Annotated in this window: 25 protein-coding genes and 1 other RNA gene; 11 read left to right on the top strand and 15 right to left on the bottom strand. The window is 56.3% G+C overall.

The window, feature by feature from the left end; all coding sequences use genetic code 11:
• Window positions 1–72: 72 nt before the first annotated feature.
• The 3 genes from ACMGEE_RS15475 (at window position 73) to ACMGEE_RS15485 (ending at window position 2394) form a co-directional block, all read left to right on the top strand.
• A non-coding RNA gene (locus tag ACMGEE_RS15475) (RtT sRNA) lies at window positions 73–197 on the top strand.
• 153 nt (window positions 198–350) lie between these two features.
• Window positions 351–1868: a hypothetical protein gene (locus ACMGEE_RS15480; protein WP_436830317.1), complete on the top strand. Its 1518-nt coding sequence runs from the start codon at window positions 351–353 to the stop codon at window positions 1866–1868.
• A gap of 175 nt (window positions 1869–2043) precedes the next feature.
• Complete coding sequence (locus ACMGEE_RS15485) at window positions 2044–2394, top strand: FlxA-like family protein (RefSeq protein ID WP_253459500.1); 351 nt, start codon at window positions 2044–2046, stop codon at window positions 2392–2394.
• On the opposite strand, the gene ACMGEE_RS15490 is transcribed toward ACMGEE_RS15485, so the two are convergent.
• Complete coding sequence (locus ACMGEE_RS15490; protein WP_301251982.1) at window positions 2391–3311, bottom strand: LysR family transcriptional regulator; 921 nt, start codon at window positions 3309–3311, stop codon at window positions 2391–2393. The genes ACMGEE_RS15485 and ACMGEE_RS15490 overlap by 4 nt on opposite strands.
• A gap of 95 nt (window positions 3312–3406) precedes the next feature.
• Between ACMGEE_RS15490 and ACMGEE_RS15495 the strand changes: the two genes are divergently transcribed.
• Complete coding sequence (locus ACMGEE_RS15495) at window positions 3407–4423, top strand: bile acid:sodium symporter family protein (protein WP_253459494.1); 1017 nt, start codon at window positions 3407–3409, stop codon at window positions 4421–4423.
• Between the two features lie 32 nt (window positions 4424–4455).
• On the opposite strand, the gene ACMGEE_RS15500 is transcribed toward ACMGEE_RS15495, so the two are convergent.
• From ACMGEE_RS15500 to zipA, 3 genes are all read right to left on the bottom strand, one after another.
• A complete protein-coding gene (locus ACMGEE_RS15500; RefSeq protein ID WP_125289609.1) occupies window positions 4456–4671 on the bottom strand; it encodes a DUF3820 family protein in 216 nt (71 codons plus the stop codon).
• On the bottom strand, window positions 4672–6690 hold the full coding sequence (gene ligA, locus ACMGEE_RS15505) for an NAD-dependent DNA ligase LigA (RefSeq protein WP_301251984.1): 2019 nt from the start codon (window positions 6688–6690) through the stop codon (window positions 4672–4674).
• Window positions 6691–6763: 73 nt separating this feature from the next.
• On the bottom strand, window positions 6764–7792 hold the full coding sequence (gene zipA, locus ACMGEE_RS15510; RefSeq protein WP_436830318.1) for a cell division protein ZipA: 1029 nt from the start codon (window positions 7790–7792) through the stop codon (window positions 6764–6766).
• A gap of 219 nt (window positions 7793–8011) precedes the next feature.
• Between zipA and cysZ the strand changes: the two genes are divergently transcribed.
• From cysZ to crr, 5 genes are all read left to right on the top strand, one after another.
• Window positions 8012–8773, top strand: coding sequence for a sulfate transporter CysZ (gene cysZ / locus ACMGEE_RS15515; protein ID WP_253459484.1), 762 nt, complete (start codon window positions 8012–8014; stop codon window positions 8771–8773).
• Window positions 8774–8901: 128 nt separating this feature from the next.
• Window positions 8902–9870 carry a cysteine synthase A gene (gene cysK / locus ACMGEE_RS15520; RefSeq protein WP_301251988.1) on the top strand — a complete coding sequence of 323 codons (969 nt, stop codon included), beginning with the start codon at window positions 8902–8904 and terminating at the stop codon, window positions 9868–9870.
• Between the two features lie 390 nt (window positions 9871–10260).
• Window positions 10261–10518, top strand: a complete 258-nt coding sequence (gene ptsH / locus ACMGEE_RS15525; protein WP_125289603.1) for a phosphocarrier protein Hpr — start codon at window positions 10261–10263, stop codon at window positions 10516–10518.
• Between the two features lie 185 nt (window positions 10519–10703).
• Window positions 10704–12431 carry a phosphoenolpyruvate-protein phosphotransferase PtsI gene (gene ptsI / locus ACMGEE_RS15530; protein ID WP_253459478.1) on the top strand — a complete coding sequence of 576 codons (1728 nt, stop codon included), beginning with the start codon at window positions 10704–10706 and terminating at the stop codon, window positions 12429–12431.
• A 43-nt stretch (window positions 12432–12474) separates the two neighbouring features.
• Window positions 12475–12978 (top strand): PTS glucose transporter subunit IIA, encoded by a 504-nt coding sequence (crr, locus tag ACMGEE_RS15535; RefSeq protein WP_436830319.1) that lies wholly within the window; start codon window positions 12475–12477, stop codon window positions 12976–12978.
• A gap of 48 nt (window positions 12979–13026) precedes the next feature.
• On the opposite strand, the gene ACMGEE_RS15540 is transcribed toward crr, so the two are convergent.
• From ACMGEE_RS15540 to ACMGEE_RS15590, 11 genes are all read right to left on the bottom strand, one after another.
• The gene (locus ACMGEE_RS15540; protein WP_436830320.1) at window positions 13027–13710 is read right to left on the bottom strand and encodes a GntR family transcriptional regulator; all 684 of its coding nucleotides are present in this window, start codon (window positions 13708–13710) and stop codon (window positions 13027–13029) included.
• A 57-nt stretch (window positions 13711–13767) separates the two neighbouring features.
• Complete coding sequence (locus tag ACMGEE_RS15545) at window positions 13768–15117, bottom strand: ATP-binding protein (RefSeq protein WP_301251990.1); 1350 nt, start codon at window positions 15115–15117, stop codon at window positions 13768–13770.
• Window positions 15114–15794 carry a response regulator transcription factor gene (locus tag ACMGEE_RS15550; RefSeq protein ID WP_253459466.1) on the bottom strand — a complete coding sequence of 227 codons (681 nt, stop codon included), beginning with the start codon at window positions 15792–15794 and terminating at the stop codon, window positions 15114–15116. The genes ACMGEE_RS15545 and ACMGEE_RS15550 overlap by 4 nt, the downstream gene beginning before the upstream one ends.
• 168 nt (window positions 15795–15962) lie before the next feature.
• Window positions 15963–16853, bottom strand: coding sequence for a cysteine synthase CysM (gene cysM, locus ACMGEE_RS15555; RefSeq protein WP_301251991.1), 891 nt, complete (start codon window positions 16851–16853; stop codon window positions 15963–15965).
• A gap of 74 nt (window positions 16854–16927) precedes the next feature.
• On the bottom strand, window positions 16928–18022 hold the full coding sequence (gene cysA, locus ACMGEE_RS15560; protein WP_253459460.1) for a sulfate/thiosulfate ABC transporter ATP-binding protein CysA: 1095 nt from the start codon (window positions 18020–18022) through the stop codon (window positions 16928–16930).
• On the bottom strand, window positions 18019–18879 hold the full coding sequence (gene cysW / locus ACMGEE_RS15565) for a sulfate/thiosulfate ABC transporter permease CysW (protein ID WP_253459457.1): 861 nt from the start codon (window positions 18877–18879) through the stop codon (window positions 18019–18021). The genes cysA and cysW overlap by 4 nt, the downstream gene beginning before the upstream one ends.
• A complete protein-coding gene (gene cysT / locus ACMGEE_RS15570) occupies window positions 18879–19712 on the bottom strand; it encodes a sulfate/thiosulfate ABC transporter permease CysT (RefSeq protein WP_253459455.1) in 834 nt (277 codons plus the stop codon). The genes cysW and cysT overlap by 1 nt, the downstream gene beginning before the upstream one ends.
• Window positions 19712–20728, bottom strand: coding sequence for a sulfate ABC transporter substrate-binding protein (locus tag ACMGEE_RS15575; protein ID WP_436830321.1), 1017 nt, complete (start codon window positions 20726–20728; stop codon window positions 19712–19714). The genes cysT and ACMGEE_RS15575 overlap by 1 nt, the downstream gene beginning before the upstream one ends.
• 345 nt (window positions 20729–21073) lie before the next feature.
• Entirely contained in the window at window positions 21074–21685 is a 612-nt protein-coding gene (locus ACMGEE_RS15580) for an RpoE-regulated lipoprotein (RefSeq protein ID WP_253459451.1), read from the bottom strand.
• A gap of 94 nt (window positions 21686–21779) precedes the next feature.
• A complete protein-coding gene (locus ACMGEE_RS15585; protein WP_253461253.1) occupies window positions 21780–22232 on the bottom strand; it encodes a DUF2919 domain-containing protein in 453 nt (150 codons plus the stop codon).
• Between the two features lie 19 nt (window positions 22233–22251).
• Window positions 22252–22677: a GNAT family acetyltransferase gene (locus ACMGEE_RS15590; RefSeq protein ID WP_125289591.1), complete on the bottom strand. Its 426-nt coding sequence runs from the start codon at window positions 22675–22677 to the stop codon at window positions 22252–22254.
• 276 nt (window positions 22678–22953) lie between these two features.
• On the opposite strand from ACMGEE_RS15590, the gene amiA reads away from it, so the two are divergent.
• Entirely contained in the window at window positions 22954–23814 is an 861-nt protein-coding gene (gene amiA / locus ACMGEE_RS15595; RefSeq protein WP_253459449.1) for an N-acetylmuramoyl-L-alanine amidase AmiA, read from the top strand.
• 48 nt (window positions 23815–23862) lie between these two features.
• The gene (gene hemF / locus ACMGEE_RS15600) at window positions 23863–24771 is read left to right on the top strand and encodes an oxygen-dependent coproporphyrinogen oxidase (protein ID WP_253459447.1); all 909 of its coding nucleotides are present in this window, start codon (window positions 23863–23865) and stop codon (window positions 24769–24771) included.
• Window positions 24772–25108: the final 337 nt, after the last annotated feature.

Below are 25108 nucleotides of genomic sequence, written 5' to 3' on the forward strand. Positions count from 1 at the left end.
TAATCAATTGGTCGCAGGTTCGAATCCTGCACGACCCACCAATGTAGAAAGGCGCCCTAAAGGCGCCTTTTTGCCGTGCGTAATTCGGGCGGGGTTCGAACCTGCCGCAGGTCGAGTCGACCAGAGGGAGACAGCGTTGCCGCAGGCAACGACCCGAAGGGCGAGGCTTCAGCCGAGTCATCCTGCACGACCCACCAATGTAGAAAGGCGCCTTTTTGCCGTTTGTAATTCGGACAGTTTCCATTTACCACGGGGTGTCATTTTCCTTCAGTCATTGCTACTAAACATTACATCCATTAATCTGTTATCTTCGTTACTGACCTGCGTGGCTGAAGTACGGACTGATGATAATGGATAATATAAGTAAAGTTGCGGGACTCATCACGGCGCTGGCAGCTGTAGCGGCATTGCTATTTTTTAACCATACCGCCTTTTTCTTCTTCCTGAATTATTGGCGAACGCCAATAATTAGCCTTTCAATAGCCCTGATTCTGGCTATGTCCGGTTACTTTTATTACAAAAAGAGGTGGCCTGGCAAAAATGGCTGCGTTGTTTTTATCCTGGCAATAGCAACCAGCCTTACCGCATTGTTCTATAATCCCTATCCATCGGCATCCCTGATCGGTATTTCAGGTTTTTATAGCGAAAAAGACGGCGCATGGGTCAGCGCGGCGACAGATACCAATGCGGAAAAAATTAGCCAGAATTTAAAGCGAATCAGCCAAAAAATTAGCGCGAAAGAAAATCCATATTTTACTTTTACCTCACCAGATGAGACAGAAAGCTGGCGTTTCCCCTCTTTATTTCTGACGAATATGTCGAAAGAAGAACTGATTGCCCTGGCGCAAAAGAAATCGCAGGCGCCGGTCACTCTGGTCGGTTTTTCTCAGGAAGGCAAACTCAGCGAGCTGCGTTACAGTATCAATCAAAACTATATGGATCCTAATGCCCATTCATTGACACATGAAAACGATTGGTATAACCATCTTTTCGCTAAAGTTATCAGTAATAAAACGCTAAGTGAAGATCAGAAGCATTCCATCATTGCTACCATCCTCTTTATCGATATTAACGCGCGGTCATTAAGGGCTAAAAAAGCAGAGATCGGCTCAATTGGTATCGCTAATCAGATCGTTAAGACGCTTGATGCAATCAGTGAACTACAAAAAGCGCATCCCTTTATCAAACCCGAGCTCAATTATTTAATGAGCGGACTCATCATCTCTTTCAGTGATGTCTATAATGATGAGCTCGATAACGCCACACATGCCGAACTGCTGATGCAGGCGCTAACGACTTATCCTTATTACCCCTATACGGATGAAGCAACGTTTAACCGGAATTTTGCCAAAGGTAATTATGCTTCCTGGCAATTAGATAAAGATACCACTGCCGATCTGACACTGATCGATCGTTTGATTCAGATTACGGAGACGCTGCCACAAGAGATTAAAAATCAGGTTATTGGCGATTTTTATGAATATGTCTTTGAAAAAAACCCTACGCCCGTCATGTTCTATTCCTGGTTGGAATTAATCAAGGCCGATCGTCCGCTTAATACGTTTACAAAAGAGGAAGCACCATTTGTAAAATTCCTGGAAGATTTAACGGACCATTTTCTCAAGGAACATGCCGATATGGATGACGATTATATCGCACTAAAAAGCGCGGCGCTCTATGCGGTATACAACTCTTATTATCAACGCATTGGCCAACCTAAAAAAGCACGACGTCTGGAAGAAAAAATCGGTAAGATTTTTTCTGACCATCCTGGCGTGTCGATCCTGTCTACAGAAATAGCTAAAAAGTGTGAGCTGGACGAGAAGGAGGATAAATGCAATAGCGGCGGCAATAAGGCCTCTCCCTGAGCCGGTGTTGCGGATGTTCCATTTTATGCGAGGGTTAACTTTTGCACGCAAATCTGCCATTAATGTAAGTTCTCGCCCCCTTTCGAATTCTTATCACTTCTTTTACGCTTTTTGTAGTCAAGTCTCCCGTGGTGCTTACCGATAACCGTAGTGGTTAAATACAAAGGAGATAGCGATGACAACAATTACAACCAGTACCAACACTTCGATCGGTTCCGGCAGTTCATCGGCCGGCTCGACGTCCAAAATTGCTGCGTTGAACAAGCAGGTAGTCAACCTGCAAAACCAGCTAAAATCGCTGGCGACGGATACCACCCTCACCAATGAGCAGAAAACGGAGCAGGAACAGGTTATCAATAGTCAGATCCAGCTGCTACAGGCACAAATTACTCAGCTGGAGCAGCAGCAGGCGCAGAAAGCGCAGGATAAAAAGGAAGCACAGCAGGATCCGGCCTCGGCCTACAGCAAAGTAGCCGACGGCGTAAACCGGCCAACCGCAGCTAATTCGCTCAACGTTTATATCTAAAACGCTGGCGCAAGCGCGCGTTGCTGCGTCAGCAGGGCAGCCTGCTGGCGCACTTCCTGCCAGATAGCTTCCGCCGCGGGCGACAGCGAGCGGTTCTTGCGTCTGACCAGCATAATCGAGCGATTGATTTCCGGCGTTATTCTTCTTACCAGCAGCGGCCTCCCCTGCGGCAGCGGCAGCGCAAGCGCCGGCAAAATGCTGATGCCTATTCCCGCTTCCACCATCGGGTAAAGCGTCGCCGGATGCCCTATCTCCTGCACGATTTCCACCTTTACCTGTTGCTGGCGCAGCGCCTCGTCGATTAATACCCGACTGCCTGATGAATAGTCCTGTAGCACCAACAGCCGTCGGTTCAGCATTTGCCAGCTAATTTCTTTCTCTGCGGCGAGCGGATCGTCCTGCCGACAGAGCAGCAGAAAAGGTTCTTCCAGGATCGCTTCGCCCTCCAGATCGTCTACCTGGAGCGGCCCTATCACGATCCCGAAATCCACTTCCGCGTTGCGGATGCTTTGCAGTACCCACTGCTGTGGCCTGTCGCGAAGCATGATTTTAATTTCAGGAAAATGCAGTTGGCTGGCGGCCAGGCACTGCGGCATCAGATGCGCGGAGATGGTCTGGCTGGCGGCGATCCTGACCGTGCCGCTGCGCTGCTGACCGTAGCTGCGCACGTCCAGCAGCGTGGTATTCAGCTCTTCCAACAGGCGCTCCAGGCGGCTGGCCAGCTGGACGCCAGCTTCGGTCAGCATCACTTCACGCGTTGTACGGTCCAGCAGACGGATACCCATCTCGCTTTCCAGCTCTTTGACGCTGTGGCTGACGGCCGACTGGCTCAGCCCTATCATCTGGCCCGCCTGGCTGAAGCTCCTCTGCTGCGCGACGGCGACAAACACCCGCAGCTGCCTGAGCGTATAATTCATCGATTTAACTCATATATGAATTCAATAAATCAATTTTATTTCTAAACCCTGCTGACGCACAATAGCGACATTGATTTATTAACGAGGCATTAACAATGCGGTTTCTCCGGCTCGATCCCATGATGGTTAAACTGATTATTACCGTACTGCTGGCAACGTTCCTGCCCGCGCGCGGCCACTTTGTGACTTTCTTTGAGTGGCTGACCACGGCCGCTATCGCCCTGCTGTTTTTTATGCACGGCGCCAAGCTGTCGCGCGAAAAAATCATTGCCGGCGGCGGCCACTGGCGGTTGCATTTATGGGTAATGATCAGCACCTTCGTGCTGTTTCCTTTGCTCGGCCTGCTGTTTGTCTGGTGGCATCCGCTGCCGGTCAGCGCAGAAATCTATACCGGCTTCCTCTACCTTTGTATTTTGCCCGCGACCGTGCAGTCGGCAATTGCGCTTACTTCGCTGGCTGGCGGCAACGTGGCGGCTGCGGTGTGCAGCGCGTCGGCTTCCAGCCTGCTGGGCGTGTTTATCTCTCCGCTGCTGGTCGGGCTGGTGATGAACGTGCATAACGATGCCGCCAACGGTAGCCTGACGCAGATAGGCAGCATTATGCTGCAGCTGCTGGTGCCTTTTATTCTGGGGCATATCTCGCGTCGCTGGATTGCAGAGTGGGTCGAAAAACATCGCGGGCTGATTGGTAAAACGGATCAGGCTTCTATTCTGCTGGTAGTCTATTCCGCCTTTAGCGAAGCGGTGGTAAACGGCATCTGGCACCGCGTCGGCGCGATGACCCTGCTCTATATCCTGATCGGCAGCCTCGGCATTCTGTTTGTGGCGCTGGCCATTAATCTGCTGGCCGCGCGTCTGTTTGGCTTTAACCGGGCGGATGAAATTACCATTCTGTTTTGCGGATCGAAAAAGAGCCTGGCGAACGGTGTGCCGATGGCAAATATCCTGTTTCCTTCTGCTGCGGTCGGCATCATCGTGCTGCCGCTGATGATTTTCCATCAGGTGCAGCTGATGGTCTGCTCTATGCTGGCGCAACGCTATAAAAAGGCAGGAGAAAAACAGGTGGAAAAGCAGGTATCGAAAGCTAAAACGGTGGTGGAATCGCAGAAATAGCCGCAGCGGGGGAAGCGACTTCCCCCGTTATTTCAGCTTTTTTTAAGTGGTTTAAGCAGGCCTTCCAGGCCTTCAATCTTTATTGCCAGCGTAAGACGCATTAACTCGCCCAGATGACCTGCCGGAAACTCGTCCTTACGCGCAAACCACAGCAGATAAGGCTCCGGCAAATCGATCAGGAAACGCCCTTTATATTTTCCAAAGGGCATTTCGGTATTGGCAATCTCAATCAGGTGCTCTTTTTCCATTTATTCACCCAGCAGTCGAATCATCTCCGCTTCGTCGATCACCTTAATTCCCAGCTCCTGCGCCCTGGTCAGCTTGGAGCCTGCTGCTTCCCCGGCAATCACCAGATCGGTTTTTTTCGAGACGCTGCCGCTGACTTTAGCGCCCAGTGCGGCCAGGCGATCTTTGGCCTCATCGCGCGAAAGCTGCGTCAGCGACCCGGTCAGCACCACGGTTTTGCCGGCGAAAGGACTGTCGATCTCCTCCGCTTTGACTACCGCAACCGCTGGCCAGTGAATACCGGCCTCTTCCACCAGCTGGCGGATAACCTCGCGGTTGCTCTCCTCGTCCATGAAATTTCGCACATGGGCAGCCACTACCTTACCGACATCCTGCACGCCGATCAACGCGTCCAGATCGGCGCTGATGATGCTTTCCAGCGAGCCAAAATGCGCGGCGAGGTTGGCTGCCGTCGCCTCGCCCACCTCCGTAATGCCCAGCGCATAAAGGAAACGGGCCAGCGTGGTTTGCTTCGATTTTTCCAGCGCGTCCACCACGTTCTGTGCAGACTTCGGCCCCATGCGATCCAGGCCGGTGAGCTTGCCCGCGGTCAGCTTATACAGGTCGGCAGGCGTTTTGACGTACTCTTTTTCCACCAGCTGGTCGATGATTTTATCGCCCATGCCGTCCACGTCCATCGCACGGCGGGAAACGAAATGTTTTAACGCGCCTTTGCGCTGCGCGCCGCAAATCAGGCCGCCGGTACAGCGCGCCACCACTTCGCCTTCTACACGCTCCACGTCCGAGCCGCAAACCGGGCAGTGCGTAGGAAACTCTACCGCTCTGGCATCTGCCGGACGATCGGCCTCGATCACGCCGACTACCTGCGGGATAACGTCACCCGCGCGGCGGATCACCACCCGATCGCCGATACGCAAGCCCAGACGGTCTATCTCATCAGCATTGTGCAGCGTGGCGTTGCTGACCATCACGCCCGCGACCTGTACGGGCTCCAGCCTGGCGACCGGGGTAATCGCGCCCGTCCGGCCAACCTGGAATTCAACGTCGCGCACGTGCGTCATCTGCTCCTGGGCCGGGAATTTAAACGCTATCGCCCAGCGCGGCGCGCGCGCCACGAAGCCCAGCTGCTCCTGGAGATCCAGCGAGTCCACTTTTATCACCACGCCGTCAATATCGAAGCCCAGCGTGGCGCGATCCTCTTCCACCTTGCGATAGAAAGCCAGCACCTCTTCCGGCGTGTGGCAGAGGCGCACACGGTCGCTGACCGGCAGCCCCCAGGCCTTAAACTGTTGCAGGCGGCCCAGGTGGCTGCGCGGCATTTCACCGCCTTCCAACAGCCCCAGCCCGTAGCAGAAAAACGTTAGCGGACGCTTAGCGGTAATACGCGGGTCGAGCTGGCGCAGCGACCCGGCCGCAGCATTACGCGGGTTGGCGAAAACTTTGCTGCCGGTACGCCGCGCTTCTTCGTTCAGCGCCTCGAAACCTGCCTGCGGCATAAAAACCTCACCGCGTACTTCAACGCGTGCCGGGATATTGTCACCGTGCAGCCGCAGCGGTATAGCGCGGATGGTGCGCACGTTAGAGGTGATGTTCTCGCCGGTGGTGCCGTCGCCGCGCGTTGCCGCCCGCACCAGCAGCCCGTTCTCATACAGCAGGCTGACGGCCAGGCCGTCCAGCTTTAGCTCACAGCAGAAAGTGATTTCATCAACGCTTTTTAGCCTGTCCTGCACGCGTTTGTTAAAGGCAAGGTAACTTTCATCATCAAAAGCATTGTCCAGTGACAGCATCGGGATTTCATGACGCACCTGCTCAAACGCGCTCAGCGGCGCGGCGCCTACGCGCTGGGTCGGCGAATCGGGCGTCACCAGATCGGGATGCGCCGCTTCCAGCTTGCGCAATTCGCCCATCAGGCGATCGTATTCGGCGTCCGGCACTACCGGTTCATCAAGGACGTGATACTGGTATTCGTAATGGCGAAGCGTGGTTTGCAGAGCGATGATTTTGTCTTGTACGGATTCCATAGCGGCACCATAGCGATAAAAAACCCCCGGCTGGCGGGGGTCTTGTGTACAGAGAGGAAGGCGTGCCGGTAACTCAGGCGTTCGCCTCAATAACGTCACGAATGCGGTTTTTATAGGTTTCCAGCTTTTGCGGCGTCATCATCCGGCGCTCGTCATCCAGCACCACGCCGCCAACGTCGTCAGCGATGCGCTGGGCGGACTGCAACATCAGCTTAAAGTTCTGATTCGCATCGCCATAGGAAGGCACCATCATAAAGATAGAGACGCCGGGCGTAGAAAAATCTGACATTTCATCAGGATTAAACGAGCCGGGCTTGACCATATTCGCCAGGCTAAACAGCACCGGGCCGCTGCCCGCCGGGCTGAGATGACGATGGAAAATGTTCATTTCGCCAAACTGGAAACCGGCCTGCAGCACGCCCTGCAGGAGCGCCTCGCCGTTCAGTACGCCGCCGGCATGGGCGCTAACGTGCAGCACCAGTACCGTTTCTTTAGGTTTTTCCTGCGGTGCGACCGGGCGCTCAGGCTGCGGCGCGGGTTCCGGTTCCGGCTCGACGAAGGTCGGTTCAGACTGTACCGGCTGCGGCCGTGCCGGAGCAGGCTGAACAGACGGGGACGGCTGCGGCTGTACCGGAGCAGACTCAACCGGCTGAGGCCGTGCCGGAGCAGACTGAACCGGCTGCGGCGCTTCCGGCTGCCTGCGGCTTACCGGAACGGAAGGTTCGTCATCGGCTTCCTGCGGCAAATCGCCGCCGAAGAGCGGATCCAGCTCGAGAGACTCATCAACCGGATGCTGATGGCGAACAGGTTCTGGCTGAGCGCGCGGTTTTACCGGGCGCGGCGGCGCCTGCTCGTCAAAGCTGCCGACTACCGGCTCATCTTCTTCTGCTTTACGCGGACGCGGGCTTTTGCCGCGAGCACTGCCCGCGTCATCATCGACGTCGTCAAAAGCCTCTTCTCTATCCTGTTTTAAACGTTTGTGAGGACGATCGCGAAAAACGGATGAGCGCTCTTTACGGCTGGTCCAGAAGCCGTGAAGCAGAAGCGCTATTATAGCGATCGCGCCAACAACGATTAATATCAGACGCAAATCCTGCATCATTGTATTCTCTGTTGTTCCAATACCTTGCCACCGCGGCAAACTTTATCCCCTAACTGTATTTGCCCCGCTGCACAAGTGCAAGTCCGTGCAGTATTTTCTGACAAATAAGCGTGAAACGACACGGTTATTTGCTGTTTTTTCGCGCAAATCTCTTCTGCTCAGCGCAAACGGCTGAGTTATGATAGCCGCGCACGGCTTGTTAACTTAAGGAAAGCAGACATGGCTCTTCACCGTACCGGCGCTTCCGGCAATGGGATCCACTATTTTGCCCAAGGCTGGCAGCTGATCCGACTGCCCGGCATTCGCCGCTTTGTTATTGTGCCTTTGGCGCTTAATTTTTTATTGATGGGTGGCGCGTTTATCTGGCTGTTCTTCAGGCTGGAGCAGTGGCTTCCCGCTTTAATGTCTCATGTGCCCGACTGGCTGCACTGGCTCAACTATCTGCTGTGGCCGCTGACGGTTATTTTTGTGCTGCTGGTATTCAGCTATTTCTTTTCGACCGTGGCCAACTGGATAGCCGCGCCCTTTTGCGGGCTGTTAGCCGAACAGCTGGAGGCTAAACTCACCGGAAAACCGATGCCGGACAGCGGCTGGGCGGGCATGGTGAAGGATATTCCGCGCATTATGAAGCGCGAATGGCAAAAGCTGGCATGGTATCTGCCGCGCGCGCTCGTTCTGCTACTGCTCTATTTTATCCCCGGATTTGGGCAAACGGTCGCGCCTGTTCTCTGGTTTTTATTCAGCGCCTGGATGCTCTCGATTCAGTACTGCGATTATCCGTTTGATAACCATAAGGTCAGTTTTCGGCAGATGCGTACATCGCTAAAACGGCATAAAACGGATGTGATGCAGTTCGGCGCGCTGGTGAGTTTATTTACCATGGTGCCGATACTGAATCTGGCGATTATGCCGGTAGCCGTTTGCGGCGCGACCGCCATGTGGGTCGATCGCTATCGCGGCGCGCTGGGGCAGGTAAAATAAGGCTTATGCTTTTTGCTTCACCCTTATTGCCGCAGAACATATATATATACTATTTCTTTACTTCCTTGAAAAATTGAACCGGGTATGCTTGATGCAGTTCCCATTTTTCATACAGTTAAGGACGGGTTATGAGTAAGATCTATGAAGACAATTCGTTAACAATCGGCCATACGCCTCTGGTTCGCCTGAACCGGATTGGTAACGGACGCATTCTGGCTAAAGTCGAATCCCGTAACCCGAGCTTCAGCGTGAAATGCCGCATCGGCGCCAACATGATCTGGGACGCCGAGAAAAGAGGCATTCTGAAACCTGGCGTCGAACTGGTTGAGCCAACCAGCGGCAACACCGGCATCGCGCTGGCCTACGTGGCCGCCGCGCGCGGCTACAAGCTGACGCTGACCATGCCGGAAACCATGAGCGTGGAGCGCCGCAAGCTGCTGAAGGCGCTGGGTGCGAATTTGATCCTGACGGAAGGCGCTAAGGGCATGAAGGGCGCGATTGCCAAAGCGGAAGAAATCGTCGCCGGCGATCCGGACAAATTTGTGCTGCTACAGCAGTTCAGCAACCCGGCTAACCCGGAAATTCATGAAAAAACCACCGGCCCGGAAATCTGGGAAGATACTGACGGCGAAGTCGACGTCTTTATCGCCGGCGTGGGCACGGGCGGCACGCTGACCGGCGTCAGCCGCTATATCAAAAATACCAAAGGCAAAAAGGATCTGATCGCCGTCGCGGTAGAGCCGTCGGATTCGCCGGTCATCGCCCAGGCGCTGGCTGGTGAAGAGATCAAGCCTGGCCCGCATAAAATTCAGGGTATCGGTGCCGGCTTTATCCCTGGCAACCTGGATTTGGATCTGGTCGATCGTGTGGTGGCTATCACCAACGAAGAGTCTATCTCTACGGCGCGCCGTCTGATGGAAGAAGAAGGCATTCTGGCCGGGATCTCCTCTGGCGCTGCGGTTGCCGCTGCCCTCAAGCTGCAGGAAGATGAAGCTTTTGCCAATAAAACTATCGTGGTGATCCTGCCCTCTTCCGGCGAGCGCTACTTAAGTACGGCGCTGTTTGCCGATCTCTTTACCGAGAAAGAATTACAGTAGCGATTGCGGCTGCCTGAAACTGTCTGAAAAAGCACCCGCCAGGGTGCTTTTTTGTGGAGCACGTCAAACTTTTGCCACTTTCCACATTGCTTTTACCTGCGGGTGTCTGGTATCTAAGCAACCAATTATTTCGAACCTCAAAATTAATCGCTGCGTGAATTGCCTGTAGCTGAATCGATTTACCGGTTTGGCGCGAAAGCAGAAAGCACGGCATAATGAAGAGGAAGAAAGCGCAGCCGGTGTGCCATGTTATCCGCGCGCTATCTGTCATATTTCGGCGCATTTCTGGCACGTTGTTAAACACGGACCTGCGCGAGACATTCAGGCCAAAGCGGCGCCGCCAGGCTAAGCTTTGGAATAACGCCAAATAAATTAAGTTGGGGAAACAACATGTTCCAGCAAGAAGTCACCATTACCGCGCCTAACGGTCTACACACTCGCCCTGCCGCTCAGTTTGTTAAAGAAGCCAAGGCTTTCGTTTCTGAAATCACCGTGACCTCTAACGGCAAATCCGCCAGCGCCAAAAGCCTGTTTAAACTGCAGACGCTGGGCCTGACTCAGGGCACCGTCGTGACGCTTTCCGCCGAAGGCGAAGACGAGCAGAAAGCCGTTGAGCACCTGGTCAAACTGATGGCCGAACTCGAATAAGCGTCAGCTTTTTCTACGCGACAGGCACTTTATTGCAACATAATTGATCGCGGACAGCATGTCCGCGTTGTTGTTTTAATACAGTGGAGCGCCTGTCAGATGCGGGTGGCCGCCGGGTTTCTCGCCGGTGCCGGGTTCGCCGCAGTTTCTCGCTCGCGATTATCAGTAATTAAAAAGGTAGGGTTATGATTTCAGGCATTTTAGCATCACCGGGTATCGCTTTTGGCAAAGCGCTTCTGCTGAAAGAAGATGAAATAGTCATCAACCGGAAAAAAATTACTACCGACCAGGTTGAGCAGGAAGTTCAGCGTTTTCTCGATGGTCGCAGCAAGGCTGCCGCGCAGCTTGAGGCGATCAAAACCAAAGCCGGGGAGACCTTCGGCGAAGAGAAAGAGGCCATCTTTGAAGGCCACATCATGCTGCTGGAAGATGAAGAGCTTGAGCAGGAAATCATAGCCCTGATTAAAGACGAGCTGGCCTCAGCCGACTCGGCCGCCCACTCCGTGATTGAAGGCCAGGCGAAAGCGCTGGAAGAACTGGACGACGAGTACCTGAAAGAGCGCGCCGCCGACGTGCGCGACATCGGTAAACGTCTGCTGCAAAACATTCTCGGCCTGCATATCGTCGATCTCAGCGCCATTGCCGAAGAAGTGCTGCTGGTTGCCAAAGATCTGACGCCGTCTGAAACCGCGCAGCTGAACCTGAACAAAGTGCTTGGGTTTATTACCGACCTGGGCGGCCGTACTTCCCACACCTCCATCATGGCGCGCTCGCTGGAGCTGCCGGCCATCGTCGGCACGGGCGACGTAACCAGCCAGGTGAAGAATGGCGATTATCTGATTCTGGACGGCGTGAACAACCAGGTTTACGTTAATCCAACGCCGGAGCAGATCGACGAACTGAAAGCTATCCACACTCAGTACGTGACGGAAAAGAACGATCTGGCCAAGCTGAAAGATCTGCCTGCGGTAACGCTTGACGGTCATCAGGTTGAAGTCTGTGCCAACATCGGCACCGTGCGCGATGTAGCTGGCGCGGAGCGTAACGGCGCGGAAGGCGTGGGCCTCTACCGTACCGAATTCCTGTTTATGGATCGCGACTCGCTGCCGAGCGAAGAAGAGCAGTTCCAGGCCTACAAAGCCGTGGCGGAAGCGATGGGTTCGCAGGCCGTTATCGTACGCACGATGGACATCGGCGGCGATAAAGATCTGCCGTATATGAACCTGCCAAAAGAAGACAACCCGTTCCTCGGCTGGCGCGCCATCCGTATTGCGATGGATCGCCCGGAAATCCTGCACGCCCAGCTGCGCGCCATCCTGCGCGCTTCCGCTTTCGGCAAGCTGCGCATTATGTTCCCGATGATTATTTCCGTTGAGGAAGTGCGCACGCTGAAGGCCGAGCTGGAAACGCTGAAGGCGCAGCTGCGTGAAGAAGGCAAAGCTTTTGACGAGCAGATTGAAGTCGGCATTATGGTGGAAACGCCAGCTTCAGCCGCAATCGCGCATCATCTGGCTAAAGAAGTCGATTTCTTCAGTATCGGCACCAACGACCTGACGCAGTACACGCTGGCGGTCGATCGCGGTAACGATCTGATTTCGCATTTGTACAACCCAATGACCCCTTCCGTGCTGACGCTGATCAAGCAAGTTATTGACGCATCTCATGCTGAAGGGAAATGGACAGGGATGTGTGGTGAGCTGGCAGGCGATGAACGTGCTACACTACTGTTACTGGGAATGGGGCTGGACGAATTCAGCATGAGTGCCATTTCTATCCCGCGCATCAAAAAAATTATTCGTAATACGAATTTTGAAGATGCTAAGGCGTTAGCAGAACAGGCTCTGGCTCAACCGACAGCGGAAGAGTTGATGAACCTGGTCAACAAGTTCATTGAAGAAAAAACACTCTGCTGAGATCCAGAAGCGCTGGCCAAATATTACTGCTTAGGAGAAGATCATGGGTTTGTTTTCAAAACTTTTTGGCGATAAGTCAGATACCGCATCTGGTGCCATTGAGATCGTGGCACCGCTGTCCGGCGAAATCGTAAACATTGAAGACGTGCCGGACGTGGTATTTGCGGAGAAAATTGTTGGCGACGGTATCGCAATCAAACCTGCCGGCAACAAAATGGTGGCGCCTGTTGACGGCACCATCGGTAAAATCTTCGAAACCAATCATGCATTTTCCATTGAATCGGACAGCGGCATTGAGCTGTTCGTTCACTTCGGGATTGATACCGTTGAACTGAAGGGTGAAGGGTTTAAGCGTATCGCTGAAGAAGGCCAGAAAGTGAAGAAAGGTGACGTGATCATCGAATTCGATCTGCCTTTGCTGGAAGAAAAAGCGAAATCTACGCTGACGCCGGTGGTGATCTCTAATATGGACGAGATCAAAGAGCTGCTTAAGCTGACGGGTAGCGTTACCGTGGGCGAAACACCGGTGATCCGCATCAAAAAGTAAGCCGTGCCTGTCTGAAAGGTCGCCTGAGCAATCAGGCGGCCTTTTTTTTCAGGCTAACGCATCGCGCAGGCTGGGCACTTCTTCTATCTCATCCAGCGACAGCTGTAGCTCAAGTTCATGCATATGATGATGCATCAACTGCTGTGCGCGGTGGTTGTCACCCGCCTGCAGCGCAGCGACTATCAAGCTGTGCTGTTCGCAGTGGCTGGCCGGATCCTCATTGCGCTGGTAGAGCGCGACAATCAGCGAGCTGCGTACGGTAAGATTGGTAAGAATTTCGCTGAGCACGCGGTTATCGCTGATTTCCGCCAGCAAAAGATGGAACTGCGACAGCTGCCGTACAATTTCCAGGCGGTTATTGCTGGCAATTGCCTCTTTCTCCGCCTGTCGCTGCGCGATCAGCTCAGTCTGATAGCGCTGCATCTGCTGCGTGGTGATACCGGCTATAATGGCGTTCTCTACCGCTCGCCGGGCGGTAAAGACTTCCCGGGCTTCGCGCGCTTCCGGTTTGGCGACCATCGCGCCGCGATGCGGTTCAATGGTGACGATATGCTGCATCGCCAGACGCTGTAGCGCGCTCTGCACGTGATTGCGGTTGGCCACCAGCACCTCGACAATCTGGGCTTCGATTAACCGTGTGCCCGGCTTAAGCCGATGCTGCGCAATGGCGTTGGAGATGGCATCCACAATCCGCTGCACTTCCTGTTGCTTACTGGACGACGCTTTATTCATCCTTTACCTCATAAATGCGAATAAAAGGTGTCGGACAATGATAGCACCCTCGTTAAGCTAAGCCACCCAGTGCGGTAGCTTCAGCGTCAGTTCCAGCCCGCCGTTTTTACCGTTCACCGCGCTGACCTCGCCCTGATGCGCCAGGATCACCTTACGCACAATTGATAGCCCCAGGCCGTAGCCTTTGCCGGATAGCGGCGAATTCACGCGCACAAAGGGATCGAAAATGCTGGAAAGCTTGTCCGCATCCACGCCGGGGCCCTGGTCGCTGACGCCGATGGTGAGCCAGCCGCTGTCCTGCTGTAGCGAGATCCTGACCTGCTGCCCCTGCCCGGAAAAACGCAGCGCGTTACGCACCACGTTTTCCACTGCGGAACGGATCAGCTTGGCGTCGCCTTTAACCGTGTAGTCGCCGTTCTGGTCCGCATTCAGCATGATTTCCACGCCGGAACCCTGAGCCTCGTAGCGCGCATCGTTGGCGACCGCCTCCAGCAGCCCAAGCAGATCGAAATACTGCTCGTCCGGCAGGCTTTGATGCTCGGCGCGCGACAGCGTCAGCAGCTCGCCGATCATCTTATCCAGCCGCCGCGCCTCTTCGTCGATCCTGTCGAGCGATTGCCCTACCGACTCCGGCGTTTGCCGCGCCAGCCCGGTCGCCAGCTGAAGACGCGCCAGCGGCGAGCGCAGCTCGTGAGAAACATCGTGCAGCAGCTCCTCGCGCGCCTTAACCAGCACGGAAAGGCGTTCAACCATGGCGTCAAAATCCTGCGCCACCACCGACAGCTCGTCATGCCGCCGACGCATTTTGGGAAACAGCCGCACGGAGAGATCGCCTTTGGAGACGCGATCGAAACCTTCTCGCAGCTGACGCATAGGTCGGGTCAGGTTCCACGCCAGAAACAGGCTGAACAGCAGCCCGCCGCCGCCCGCCATAAACAGCATGGGTTCAGGAATATTCAGAAAGCTGCGGTGGCCACCGGCCATATGGCTGTCTTCGCGCAGCCCCTGCACGTCGTAGCGCAGCTGATACTGCTGACCATCGGCACCGGTCACCCATTCGATCACTTCTTTCGGGAACTCGCCGGGCCGCAAATCGCGGTTAAGGTCGCCGTGCGGTAGCTCCTGCGGCGGCTTTTTCATCACCTGTACCGAGAAGAAGCGGCGATCGTTGGCGGACCAGTCCGCCATCATATCGTTGAGCGCATCCATGCCGCCGCGCTGCAATACCGAGACGGCCGAGGTCATCTGCAAATTAACGATGCGCCGGGCCGCCAGGTTTTCCGGCGGTTCGTGGTGCCGGCCATACAGGGAAAAGCTCAGCCACAGCAGCTGGCTCATAATCAGAAACGTCAGCCAGAAACCCAGCAGGATCTTCCAGAAGAGCAGCCCACGAAAGCCCGCCGTCATCGGATGCGATAGCCGATGCTGCGAACGGTTTCGATGGTGATGGCGTCACAGGTTAAAGCGGAAAGCTTCTGGCGGATATTGCTGATATGCACGTCCACGCTGCGATCGTAGGCTTCGCGAGGACGACCCAGCCCCTTTTCCGACAGCTCATCTTTAGAAACCACGCGATCGGGCGAGCGCAGCAGCAGATCCAGCAGATTAAATTCCGAAGCGGTGAGATCGAACGGCTGCTTCTGCCATTCGCTGATGCGCGTGGCCGGGTTTAGCGTCAGCTCGCCCCAGCTGACCACTTCACGGCTTTCCACCACCACCGGCTGTTCTTCAACGCGGCGCAGCACGGCGCGCAGCCTGGCGACCAGCTCGCGCGGATAGCAAGGTTTAGGCATATAGTCATCGGCACCCATTTCCAGGCCGATGACGCGATCGATATTGTCACCCTTCGCCGTCAGCATGATGACCGGCAGGCGGCTACTCTGCCGCACCTGACGCAGCACATCAATGCCGCTCATATCCGGCAGCATGATGTCCAGGATCATTGCGCTATAGCCGCCCGACATCGCCCCTTCAATCCCCGCTTTGCCGCTCAGTACCAGCGTGGCGTCAAATCCTTCGGCAATCAGATACTGGCTGAGCATGGTGCCCAGCTCCAGATCGTCATCAACCAGTAAAATTTTCATGCGTTATCTCTCTCCAGGCCAGGCGCTATTTTCACCTGTTGCTCAAACAATAGCAGCAGGTTTTACCCAATCCTTACAGTGTAACGGCATGAGCACAAATTGAGCGGCCCGAAAGCGTGGGCCTGCCAGGAGGGAGAGCGGGCTGGCGTATGCACGCCGATAGAGGGATCAGTCTGGTGACGAATGCACGCCGGTAGAGAGGTACCTGTCGCCACGATCGCAGACGATAGCGACAATAACGCTGCCGGGCTGCTCTTGCGCAATACGCAGCGCGCCGGCCACCGCCCCGCCGGAACTGACGCCGCAGAAAATGCCTTCACGGCGCGCCAGCAGGCGCATGGTTTCCTCCGCCTCCTGCTGGGTCATATCCAGGATACGGTCGATCAGCTCCGGTCGATAGATGGCGGGAAGATAGGCCTGCGGCCAGCGGCGAATGCCGGGAATGCTGTTGCCTTCGGCGGGCTGTAACCCCACGATAGCTACCGTTCCGCTCTGCTCTTTCAGATAGTGTCCCACGCCGGTGATGGTGCCGGTAGTGCCCATGCTGGAAACAAAGTGCGTCAGCCTTCCTGCGCTTTGCTGCCAGATTTCCGGGCCGGTGGTAACGTAGTGGCCCAGCGGGTTATCAGGATTGTTAAACTGATCGAGCACTTTGCCCTCTCCGCGCGCTTCCATATCGCGGGCCAAATCGCGCGCGCCCTCCATGCCCAGCTCGCGGCTTACCAGCAGCAGCTCCGCGCCGTAGGCCCGCATCGCCGCCTGACGTTCCATGCTCATGTTATCGGGCATCAGCAGCTTGATACGGTAGCCTTTCATCGCGGCGATCATCGCCAGCGCGATGCCCGTATTGCCGCTGGTCGCTTCGATCAGCATATCGCCGGGCCGGATTTCGCCACGCCGCTCCGCCTGCTGGATCATCGACAGCGCGGCGCGATCTTTGACCGAGCCGCCGGGGTTATTGCCCTCAAGCTTCAGCCAGATTTCGCTGCCGTTGTCTGGCGTCAGCCGCTGAAGCTTGATCAATGGCGTGTTGCCGATGGTGTGTTCGAGCGTGGTCAAGTGATGGTTCCTGAAGAAGGCCTTACCGGCAAAAAAGGTCAGGCATAACCTGACCCGGATGGCGGTAGAAAATATCAGGCGCTCTGCGCAAAGGCAACCTGCCGCAGCGGCGTATCGCCTTTATAAAGGCGCGCCTGTTGCAGGCCGACAAAAAGACGCTCGCCGCGGATCGGCGCGGTTTGCTCGCCTTCCATCACTACGGTGATCGGTTCATGCTGCTCACCCCAGCCCGTGGGCTGTGCCACCAGCTGCCAGTAGTGGCCGCGCGGGCTGACTTCCAGCACCTGCACCGGCAGCGGCGTTTCCAGGCTGCTCTGGCGGCTGACGTCGATTTCCCACGGGCGCAGGAACAGTTCGACCGCACCCTGGTGCGCTGGCGCATAGCCCAGTGGCCAGCGATGCGCGCCGACATGGAACTGCGAACCGTGCACTTCAGCATCAAAGCGGTTCACTTCGCCCAGGAATTCCAGCACGAAACGGGTGGCCGGATCGCGCCATACTTCATCCGGCGCGCCAGCCTGCTCGATATTGCCCTGGCTCATCACCACCACGCGATCGGCGACTTCCATCGCCTCTTCCTGATCGTGGGTAACAAAGACGCTGGTGAACTTTAGCTCTTCGTGCAGCTGTCGCAGCCAGCGGCGCAGCTCTTTACGCACCTGCGCATCCAGCGCGCCAAAGGGTTCATCAAGCAGCAGAATTTGCGGATCGACCGCCAGCGCACGCGCCAGCGCCACCCGCTGTTTCTGACCGCCGGAAAGCTGTGCCGGGAAACGCCCGGCCAGATGTCCCAGCTGCACCATCTCCAGCAGGCGCGTGACTTTTTCTTTAATGGCCGCCGCAGAAGGACGCTCGCGGCGCGGCAGCACGGTCAGTCCAAAAGCGATATTGTCGAATACCGTCATATGGCGAAACAGCGCATAGTGCTGGAATACAAAGCCGACGCGACGGTCGCGGGCGTGCAGCCGCGTCACATCGTTGCCGTGAAAGCTCAGACGGCCGCTGTTCTGGCTCTCCAGACCGGCGATAATACGCAGCAGCGTGGTTTTCCCGGAGCCGGACGGGCCCAGCAGCGCCACCATCTGACCAGAAGGGATATCCAGCGAAATATCGTTCAGCACTTTAGTCCGGCCAAAGGATTTGTTGATGTTACTGATTTCAATGCTCATTGTTCCCCCTCCCGTTGCGCGCGGCGTTCTAAACGCCATTGCAGCGCGCTTTTCAGAAACAGCGTGACTATCGCCATCAGGGTCAGCAGCGCGGCGGCGGTAAAAGCGCCCACGCTGTTGTAGTCCTGATGCAGTAATTCTACCTGTAGCGGCAGCGTGTAGGTTTCGCCGCGAATCGATCCCGAAACCACCGAAACCGCGCCAAACTCGCCAATCGCGCGCGCGTTAGTTAATACCAGGCCGTACAGCAGCGCCCAGCGGATATTTGGCAGCGTAACGCGCCAGAACATCTTCCAGCCGGAGGCGCCAAGCAGCACCGCGGCTTCATCTTCGCTGCTGCCCTGGCTCAGCATCACCGGCACCAGTTCGCGCACCACAAACGGACAGGTCACGAAGATAGTGACCATCGCCATACCCGGCCAGGAGAACATCAGCTGAATGCTGTGCTCGTCCAGCCAGCCGCCCGCCGGGCCGTTTACGCCCCAGAACAGCAGATACATCAGCCCCGCCACCACCGGCGACACGGCAAAAGGAATATCAAACAGCGTCAGCAGCAGCTGGCGGCCGGGAAAGGTGAAGCGCGTCACCAGCCAGGCCAGCAGCGTGCCGAACACCAGGTTAACCGGCACGGTGATCAGCGCCATCAGCACGGTCAGCCAGATGGCGTGCAGCATGTCGCCATCTTTCAGGTTGCTGAACATGGCCGTCACGCCATCGGAAAAGGCGCTGGCGAAAATAGCGATAAGCGGCACCACCAGCAGGCCGAGCGAGACGATCATGCCCGTGGCGATCAGCAGCCATTTGCCCCAGCGCGGACGCTCGCGTCCAACGTGATTCAGTTCGGTAACGTCAGCCATTATTGACCTCCAAGACGACGGCCAAAGCGGCTTTGTAGAGTGTTAATCGCAAACAGCAGCAGCAGCGAGGCGGCCAGGATCACTGAAGCGATGGCGCTGGCTGCCGGATAGTCGAACTCCTGCAGACGCACGAAAATCATCAGCGAGGTCACCTCGGTTTTCCAGGCGATATTACCGGCAATAAAGATCACCGCGCCGAACTCGCCCAGGCTGCGGGTAAAAGAGAGCGCCGTGCCGGCCAGCAGCGCCGGGCCAACTTCCGGCAGCACCACGCGGCGGAAGCTCTGAAACGGCGTGGCGCCGAGGGTTTCCGCCGCCTCTTCATATTCCGGGCCAAGCTCTTCCAGCACCGGTTGCACCGTGCGCACCACGAAAGGAATGCTGGTAAAGGCCATCGCCACGGCGATCCCCAGCCAGGTGTAGGAAACTTTAATATCGAACTGCGCCAGCCACTGCCCGTACCAGCCGTTCACGGAAAAAAGCCCGGCCAGCGTCAGGCCTGCTACCGCCGTCGGCAGCGCAAAAGGCAGATCCATTAAGCCATCCAGCAGCGCGCGCCCCGGAAAACGGTAGCGCGTCAGGATCCAGGCCATCAGCATGCCGAAAAAGGCGTTAAACACCGAGGCGACGCCCGCCGATAGCAGCGTCACCTTATAGGCGGCAATCATCTGGGGATTGGTTACCACATCCCAGTACTGTGCCAGCGTCATCTCAGACAGCTGCATCAGCAGCGCGCTGATCGGCAACAGCAGGATCAGACAGGTAAAAAACAGACTACTGCCCAGGCTCAGTCCAAAGCCGGGCAGCACGCGCTTACTTTTAGTGGCAAACATTACTCACGTCCCGCTGCTAACAACTTATCCAGTTCGCCACCGCTGGCGAACTGCGTTTTCATGACCTGCTCCCAGCTGCCGAATACCTGTTCCACGCGGAACAAATCGACGGCCGGAAAGCGCTGCCGCTGCTGCGCCATCAGCTCAGGATTATTTACGCGGTAATAATATTGAGTGATGATTTTCTGCGCCGCAGGCGTGTAGAGATAGTTCAGGTACGCTTTGGCCGCTTTTTCCGTATGGTTGGCCGCCACGTTTTTATCGATCCATGTGACCGGGAATTCCGCCAGCACGTTGCTGTGCGGGATAATTACCTCAAAATCCTGCTGCGGGTACTGATTACGGATAGTGTTCACTTCCGACTCAAAAGTGATCAGCACGTCGCCAAGCCCGCGCTCGACGAAAGTGGTGGTCGCGCCGCGCCCGCCGGTATCAAAAACCTCGACGTTTTTAAGGAACTGCGCCATAAACCGTTCGGTTTTTGCTTTGTCGTGCCCGTCCGCTTTATCCGCCGCGCCCCACGCGGCCAGCCAGGTATAACGACCGTTGCCGGAGGTTTTTGGATTAGGAAATATCAGCTTTACGTCGCTTTTGACCAGGTCGCGCCAGTCATGGATCTGCTTTGGATTGCCCTTGCGCACCAGAAAAGCCATGGTGGAATAGAAAGGCGAGCTGTTGTTGGGCAAACGCTGCTGCCAGTCCGCCGGAATGAGGTTGCCGCGATCGTGCAGGATCTGCACGTCGGTCAACTGGTTATAGGTTACGACATCGGCTTTCAGGCCCTGCAAAATGGCCAGCGCCTGTTTGGACGACCCGGCGTGTGACTGCCTAATCGTCAGCTTGTCGCCGCCGTTTTGCTGCGCCCAACGCTGTTCAAAAGGCGTGTTCAGGGCCGCAAACAGTTCGCGTGAGACATCATAAGAGCTGTTCAGCAGCTCTGTCGCCTGGGCTGACCCGGCCAGCAGCAGCAGAAAGGCGCCGCTACAGATTTTTTTCAGTGTGGTCATGCTGTTCATCCCGGAAAGATGGCCCGTCTCACGGCCTGAGAGGGTTCAGTTTATTTATAACCACACGAAAAGGAGTAACTGTTTTATATACCGTTTGGTGATTTGGAAGTTTAAAAAGCTATAAGCGGGCGGGACAGGTTATGCAGCGGGCAGAAATAGAAAGCCTGTTTGAAGCAACGATCGCGCAAGGGGAACACCATGTCCAGGGAACGGTCGCGGATACGCCGGGCGGCGTGTGCTGGCTGCGCGCGTGGAACAATCGGGAAAGGGACAGCAAGCGCAATGACTATCCCGATCTGTTTCTGATAACGGTAGCGGCGGCTATCTGTCCTGTGACACACAGCCGCAGGCCAATCAGCGGCGCCAGACGATCTGGCTTACCTGCCATTTCTTCAGCGTATCATCAGACGGCAACAGCCCTTCCGGCCCGTGCCATTCGCCGGTAAAGACGTAGCTGATATGCTGGCTGTCCGGCGCGCGGCACTCTACTCCCTTGCCGCCAGCCGCCTTCTGACAGGCACCGAAAGCGCGGCTATAGAGGTCGCTAAAAGGCGTGCCGATCTTCACACCAGAGGTAGTCTGGATGCTGTCATCCATCACCCGCACCTCGCTGACGCTGGTTTCGCCCGTGATTTCCAGCTTCACCTCTTTGCCGTCGAGCGCCTGGAAGAAGGTGATAACCTTGCCGTTTTCGCCGCGCATCCCTTTACGTATCTGATAGTCGTCGTTCAGCGCTTCGCCAACCGCCTGCTCGTTCATCGCGGTCGCGCCGTTCAGGCCGCCAACGCCCTGCTCGCTGACCTCAGTAGCAGAACCGAACCAGTGCCAGGGCGAGAGGCTGGACCAGGAATAGGTCAGCGGGTTCCACCAGGTGGCCCCGTGAGTGGCCGGTGCGGCGTCGCCGGAACTGGCGCAGCCAGCCAGCATAACGGCCGCGGCCAGGGCTAAAGGACGAACGGTTTTCATGAAAACTCCTGACAAAAAGAGAGGCGGCTGCCATAGCACAACGCCTTTTACGGCAGCCCCAAAGAAAGGTTGGAGTACGGATCGGCAGAAAAGTTTATTCGAGGTGCTGCTCTGGCGCAAAACAGTCGCGCAGCCGCGCGCTGAAGGCAAACCAGCCCAGCGCCAGCAGATCGAAACCGGTAAACAGGATCATCCACGGCGACAGCGTGTCCTCGCCCAGCCAGAGGCTGGCGAACTGCACGCAGAGCATCACGGCCAGCGACAGGCAGAGTACCCAGCGCCACGCCTGCCAGAGCCGCGGCAGACGCTGGCGATAGCCGGTCAGCAGCAGCCCTACCGCCGCAGGCACGCCCAGCGCAATGCCCGTCCAGAACGCGCGCGTATCCGGATAGAACAGCGCCAACAGCGCCGTGCCCTGATCGCGAGAGGCACCGGCCATAATAAACAGTAGCCAGGTGCGCGCCTGCAGCAGCAGCACGCCCCAGAAGGCCAGCGGCAGCTTCAGCTGGCCTTTGGCATCGTAGTCGTCGGGCGTGTAGAGGCACATGGCGGAACGGTCGGCTGGCTTAATATTCGCGGTCTTCAATCAGGCGCTTACCAAGTAACATGCTGTCCTGCGTCTCGTAGTCCAGCTTTTCATAGAAACCCAACACCGCGTCGTTCTCTTCCCGCACCATCACGTTGATTTTCGGACAGCCGCGCGCAATCAGCTTTTTTTCAAGCCGGTTGATCAGCGCATTGGCGAAGCCACGGCCCTGATAGTCGGGATGCACGCCCAGATAGTAGGCTGAACCGCGATGGCCATCATAACCGCCCATCAGCGTACCGACCACGGCGCCACCGACCACCGCCACCAGAAACAGGTCGGGATCGTGATTAAGTTTGCGCTCAATATCCATTTCCGGATCGTTCCACGGGCGCAGCAGATCGCAGCGTTCCCACAGGGTGATCACTTCTTCAAAATCGTCCTGGCTAAATACGCGAATTTCCATAGCGTTGTCCCAGATGTTAACCACAATTCGCTGATTATCGCGGTTTCTTTCGCGGGCGCAACCCTCCGAAGAGATAATTGCCAGAAAGTGGCAGAAAGCGGCTACATAATCCCCAGATAGCGCGCGATCGCTTTTCCAGCTGGCTGCACGAGCAGTGAATTTACGCTGCCGTTAGCGGCCTGAAATAAAAAGTAAAACGTTGAAATAGTTCCCGCCTCGCTGTCGTCTTATTGTTACGATATAACAGTAAGCACTTTGCGCCCTGAGGATGTTGTAATGAAAAAGTTTGGCCCGATGACCCCGCTTACTTCCCGCCGTCAGCTGCTGCTTTCCGGCCTGGCGCTGGCGCTGCTGGGCGGCAGTGCCGCCAGGGCAAAAGAAGCACCGCTTAAAACAGCATCCGCGCACGGGGCCACGCCGCCTAAAGCAAAGGGTAAAAGGATTGTGATGATCGATCCCGGCCACGGCGGCATCGATTCTGGCGCGGTAGGTGAAGAAGGTTCGGAAGAAAAACACGTGGTGCTGGAGATAGCCGGACATATCCGTCAGATGCTGAGCGATCATCCTCATATCGAGGCGCGACTGACGCGGGATAACGATCGCTTTATCCCGCTGGGCGAGCGCGTGGAAATTGCACACCAGCACGGCGCCGATCTTTTTATGTCGATACACGCCGACGGTTTTACCAGCCCCGATGCCAACGGCGCTTCGGTTTTCGCCCTTTCTAACCGTGGTGCCAGCAGCCGAATGGCCCGCTATCTGTCCGAGCGCGAAAACGCTGCCGATGCCGTGGGCGGCGTCAAGGTAGCGCAAAAGGATCACTATCTACAGCAGGTGCTGTTTGATTTGGTGCAGACCGATACGATTAAAAATAGCCTGACGCTGGGCAAGCACGTGCTGAGCCAGATCCGGCCGATTCACCATTTGCACAGTCAGCATCCCGAGCAGGCCGCTTTTGCCGTGCTGAAATCGCCTTCTATCCCTTCGGTGCTGGTGGAAACCTCTTTTATTACCAACCCCGCCGAAGAGCGCTTGCTGGGCACCACCGCTTTCCGTCGGAAAATCGCCGGCGCTATAGTGGATGGCGTTATCAGCTATTTTAATGAGTTCGATGCCAACAACCGCCGCCCCGGCTAGGGCATTTTGACGTATACTTCGCGCGTCATTTTACAGTCAGGCAAAACCATGAATACACCCGATATCGCCCTGGTAAAGCAGTTTCTGCTCAGGTTACAGGACACAATCTGTCAGCAGCTGGCGCAGGCTGACGGCAAGGCGCAGTTTGCGGAAGACAGCTGGACGCGCGAAGGCGGCGGCGGCGGCAGAAGCCGCGTGCTGCGCAACGGCGCGGTGTTTGAACAGGCTGGCGTTAACTTTTCTCATGTGCACGGCGACCAGATGCCCGCCTCCGCCACCGCGCACCGGCCGGAGCTGGCCGGCCGCAGTTTTGAAGCGATGGGCGTATCGCTGGTGATCCATCCGTCCAATCCTTACGTGCCCACCAGCCACGCCAACGTGCGCTTTTTTATTGCCGAAAAGCCGGGCGCCGACCCGGTATGGTGGTTCGGCGGCGGTTTCGATATGACGCCTTACTATGGCTTTACGGAAGACGCGGTGCACTGGCATCAAACCGCGGCCGATCTCTGTCAGCCCTTTGGCGAAGAGGTCTATCCACGCTACAAAAAGTGGTGTGACGACTATTTCTTTATTAAACACCGTAACGAGCAGCGCGGCATCGGCGGCCTGTTTTTTGACGATTTGAACACGCCGGATTTTGACCACTGTTTTCGCTTTATGCAGGCGGTCGGCGAAGGCTTCCTCAACGCTTATTTGCCGATAGTGGCGCGGCGCAAAACGCTGCCGTGGGGCGAGCGCGAGCGCCAGTTCCAGCTTTACCGCCGTGGCCGCTATGTGGAGTTCAACCTGGTGTGGGATCGCGGCACGCTGTTTGGTCTGCAGACCGGCGGCCGTACCGAATCCATTCTGATGTCGATGCCGCCGCTGGTACGCTGGGAATACGACTACCAGCCGCAGCCGGGCACGCCGGAAGCCGCGCTGTACACCGATTTCCTGCCGGTTAAAGCCTGGATTTAACATTGATATAGCGAGCCGGAAGCCGCCGCTCGCTATTTTTCCCCTCGCCTTCCCCAAAAATGTAGCAGCCAGTGCTGCCGCCTGCCGTAATCCTGAAGAAGTGCTACACTTTCAGGTACCGCGTTTTACCAGCCATTGGGCTAACCCATTGCAACAATCAGAGAAAACGCATTCCCATTACAGGACGTCTGATGCAATGTTTGGCCTGAGAATAATCCACCGCGTCGGAAGCCGGCCCTGCGTAAATGCACAGGATTGCGGCCCGGTTCGTTCGCTATTGGGCTTTGTAGCCCGGCGACAGCCGATGTTCCGGCACGGTCATCATTAGTTTTGCAGA

This window comes from Erwinia artemisiae, assembly GCF_051400835.1.
GTDB lineage: Bacteria > Pseudomonadota > Gammaproteobacteria > Enterobacterales > Enterobacteriaceae > Erwinia > Erwinia aeris.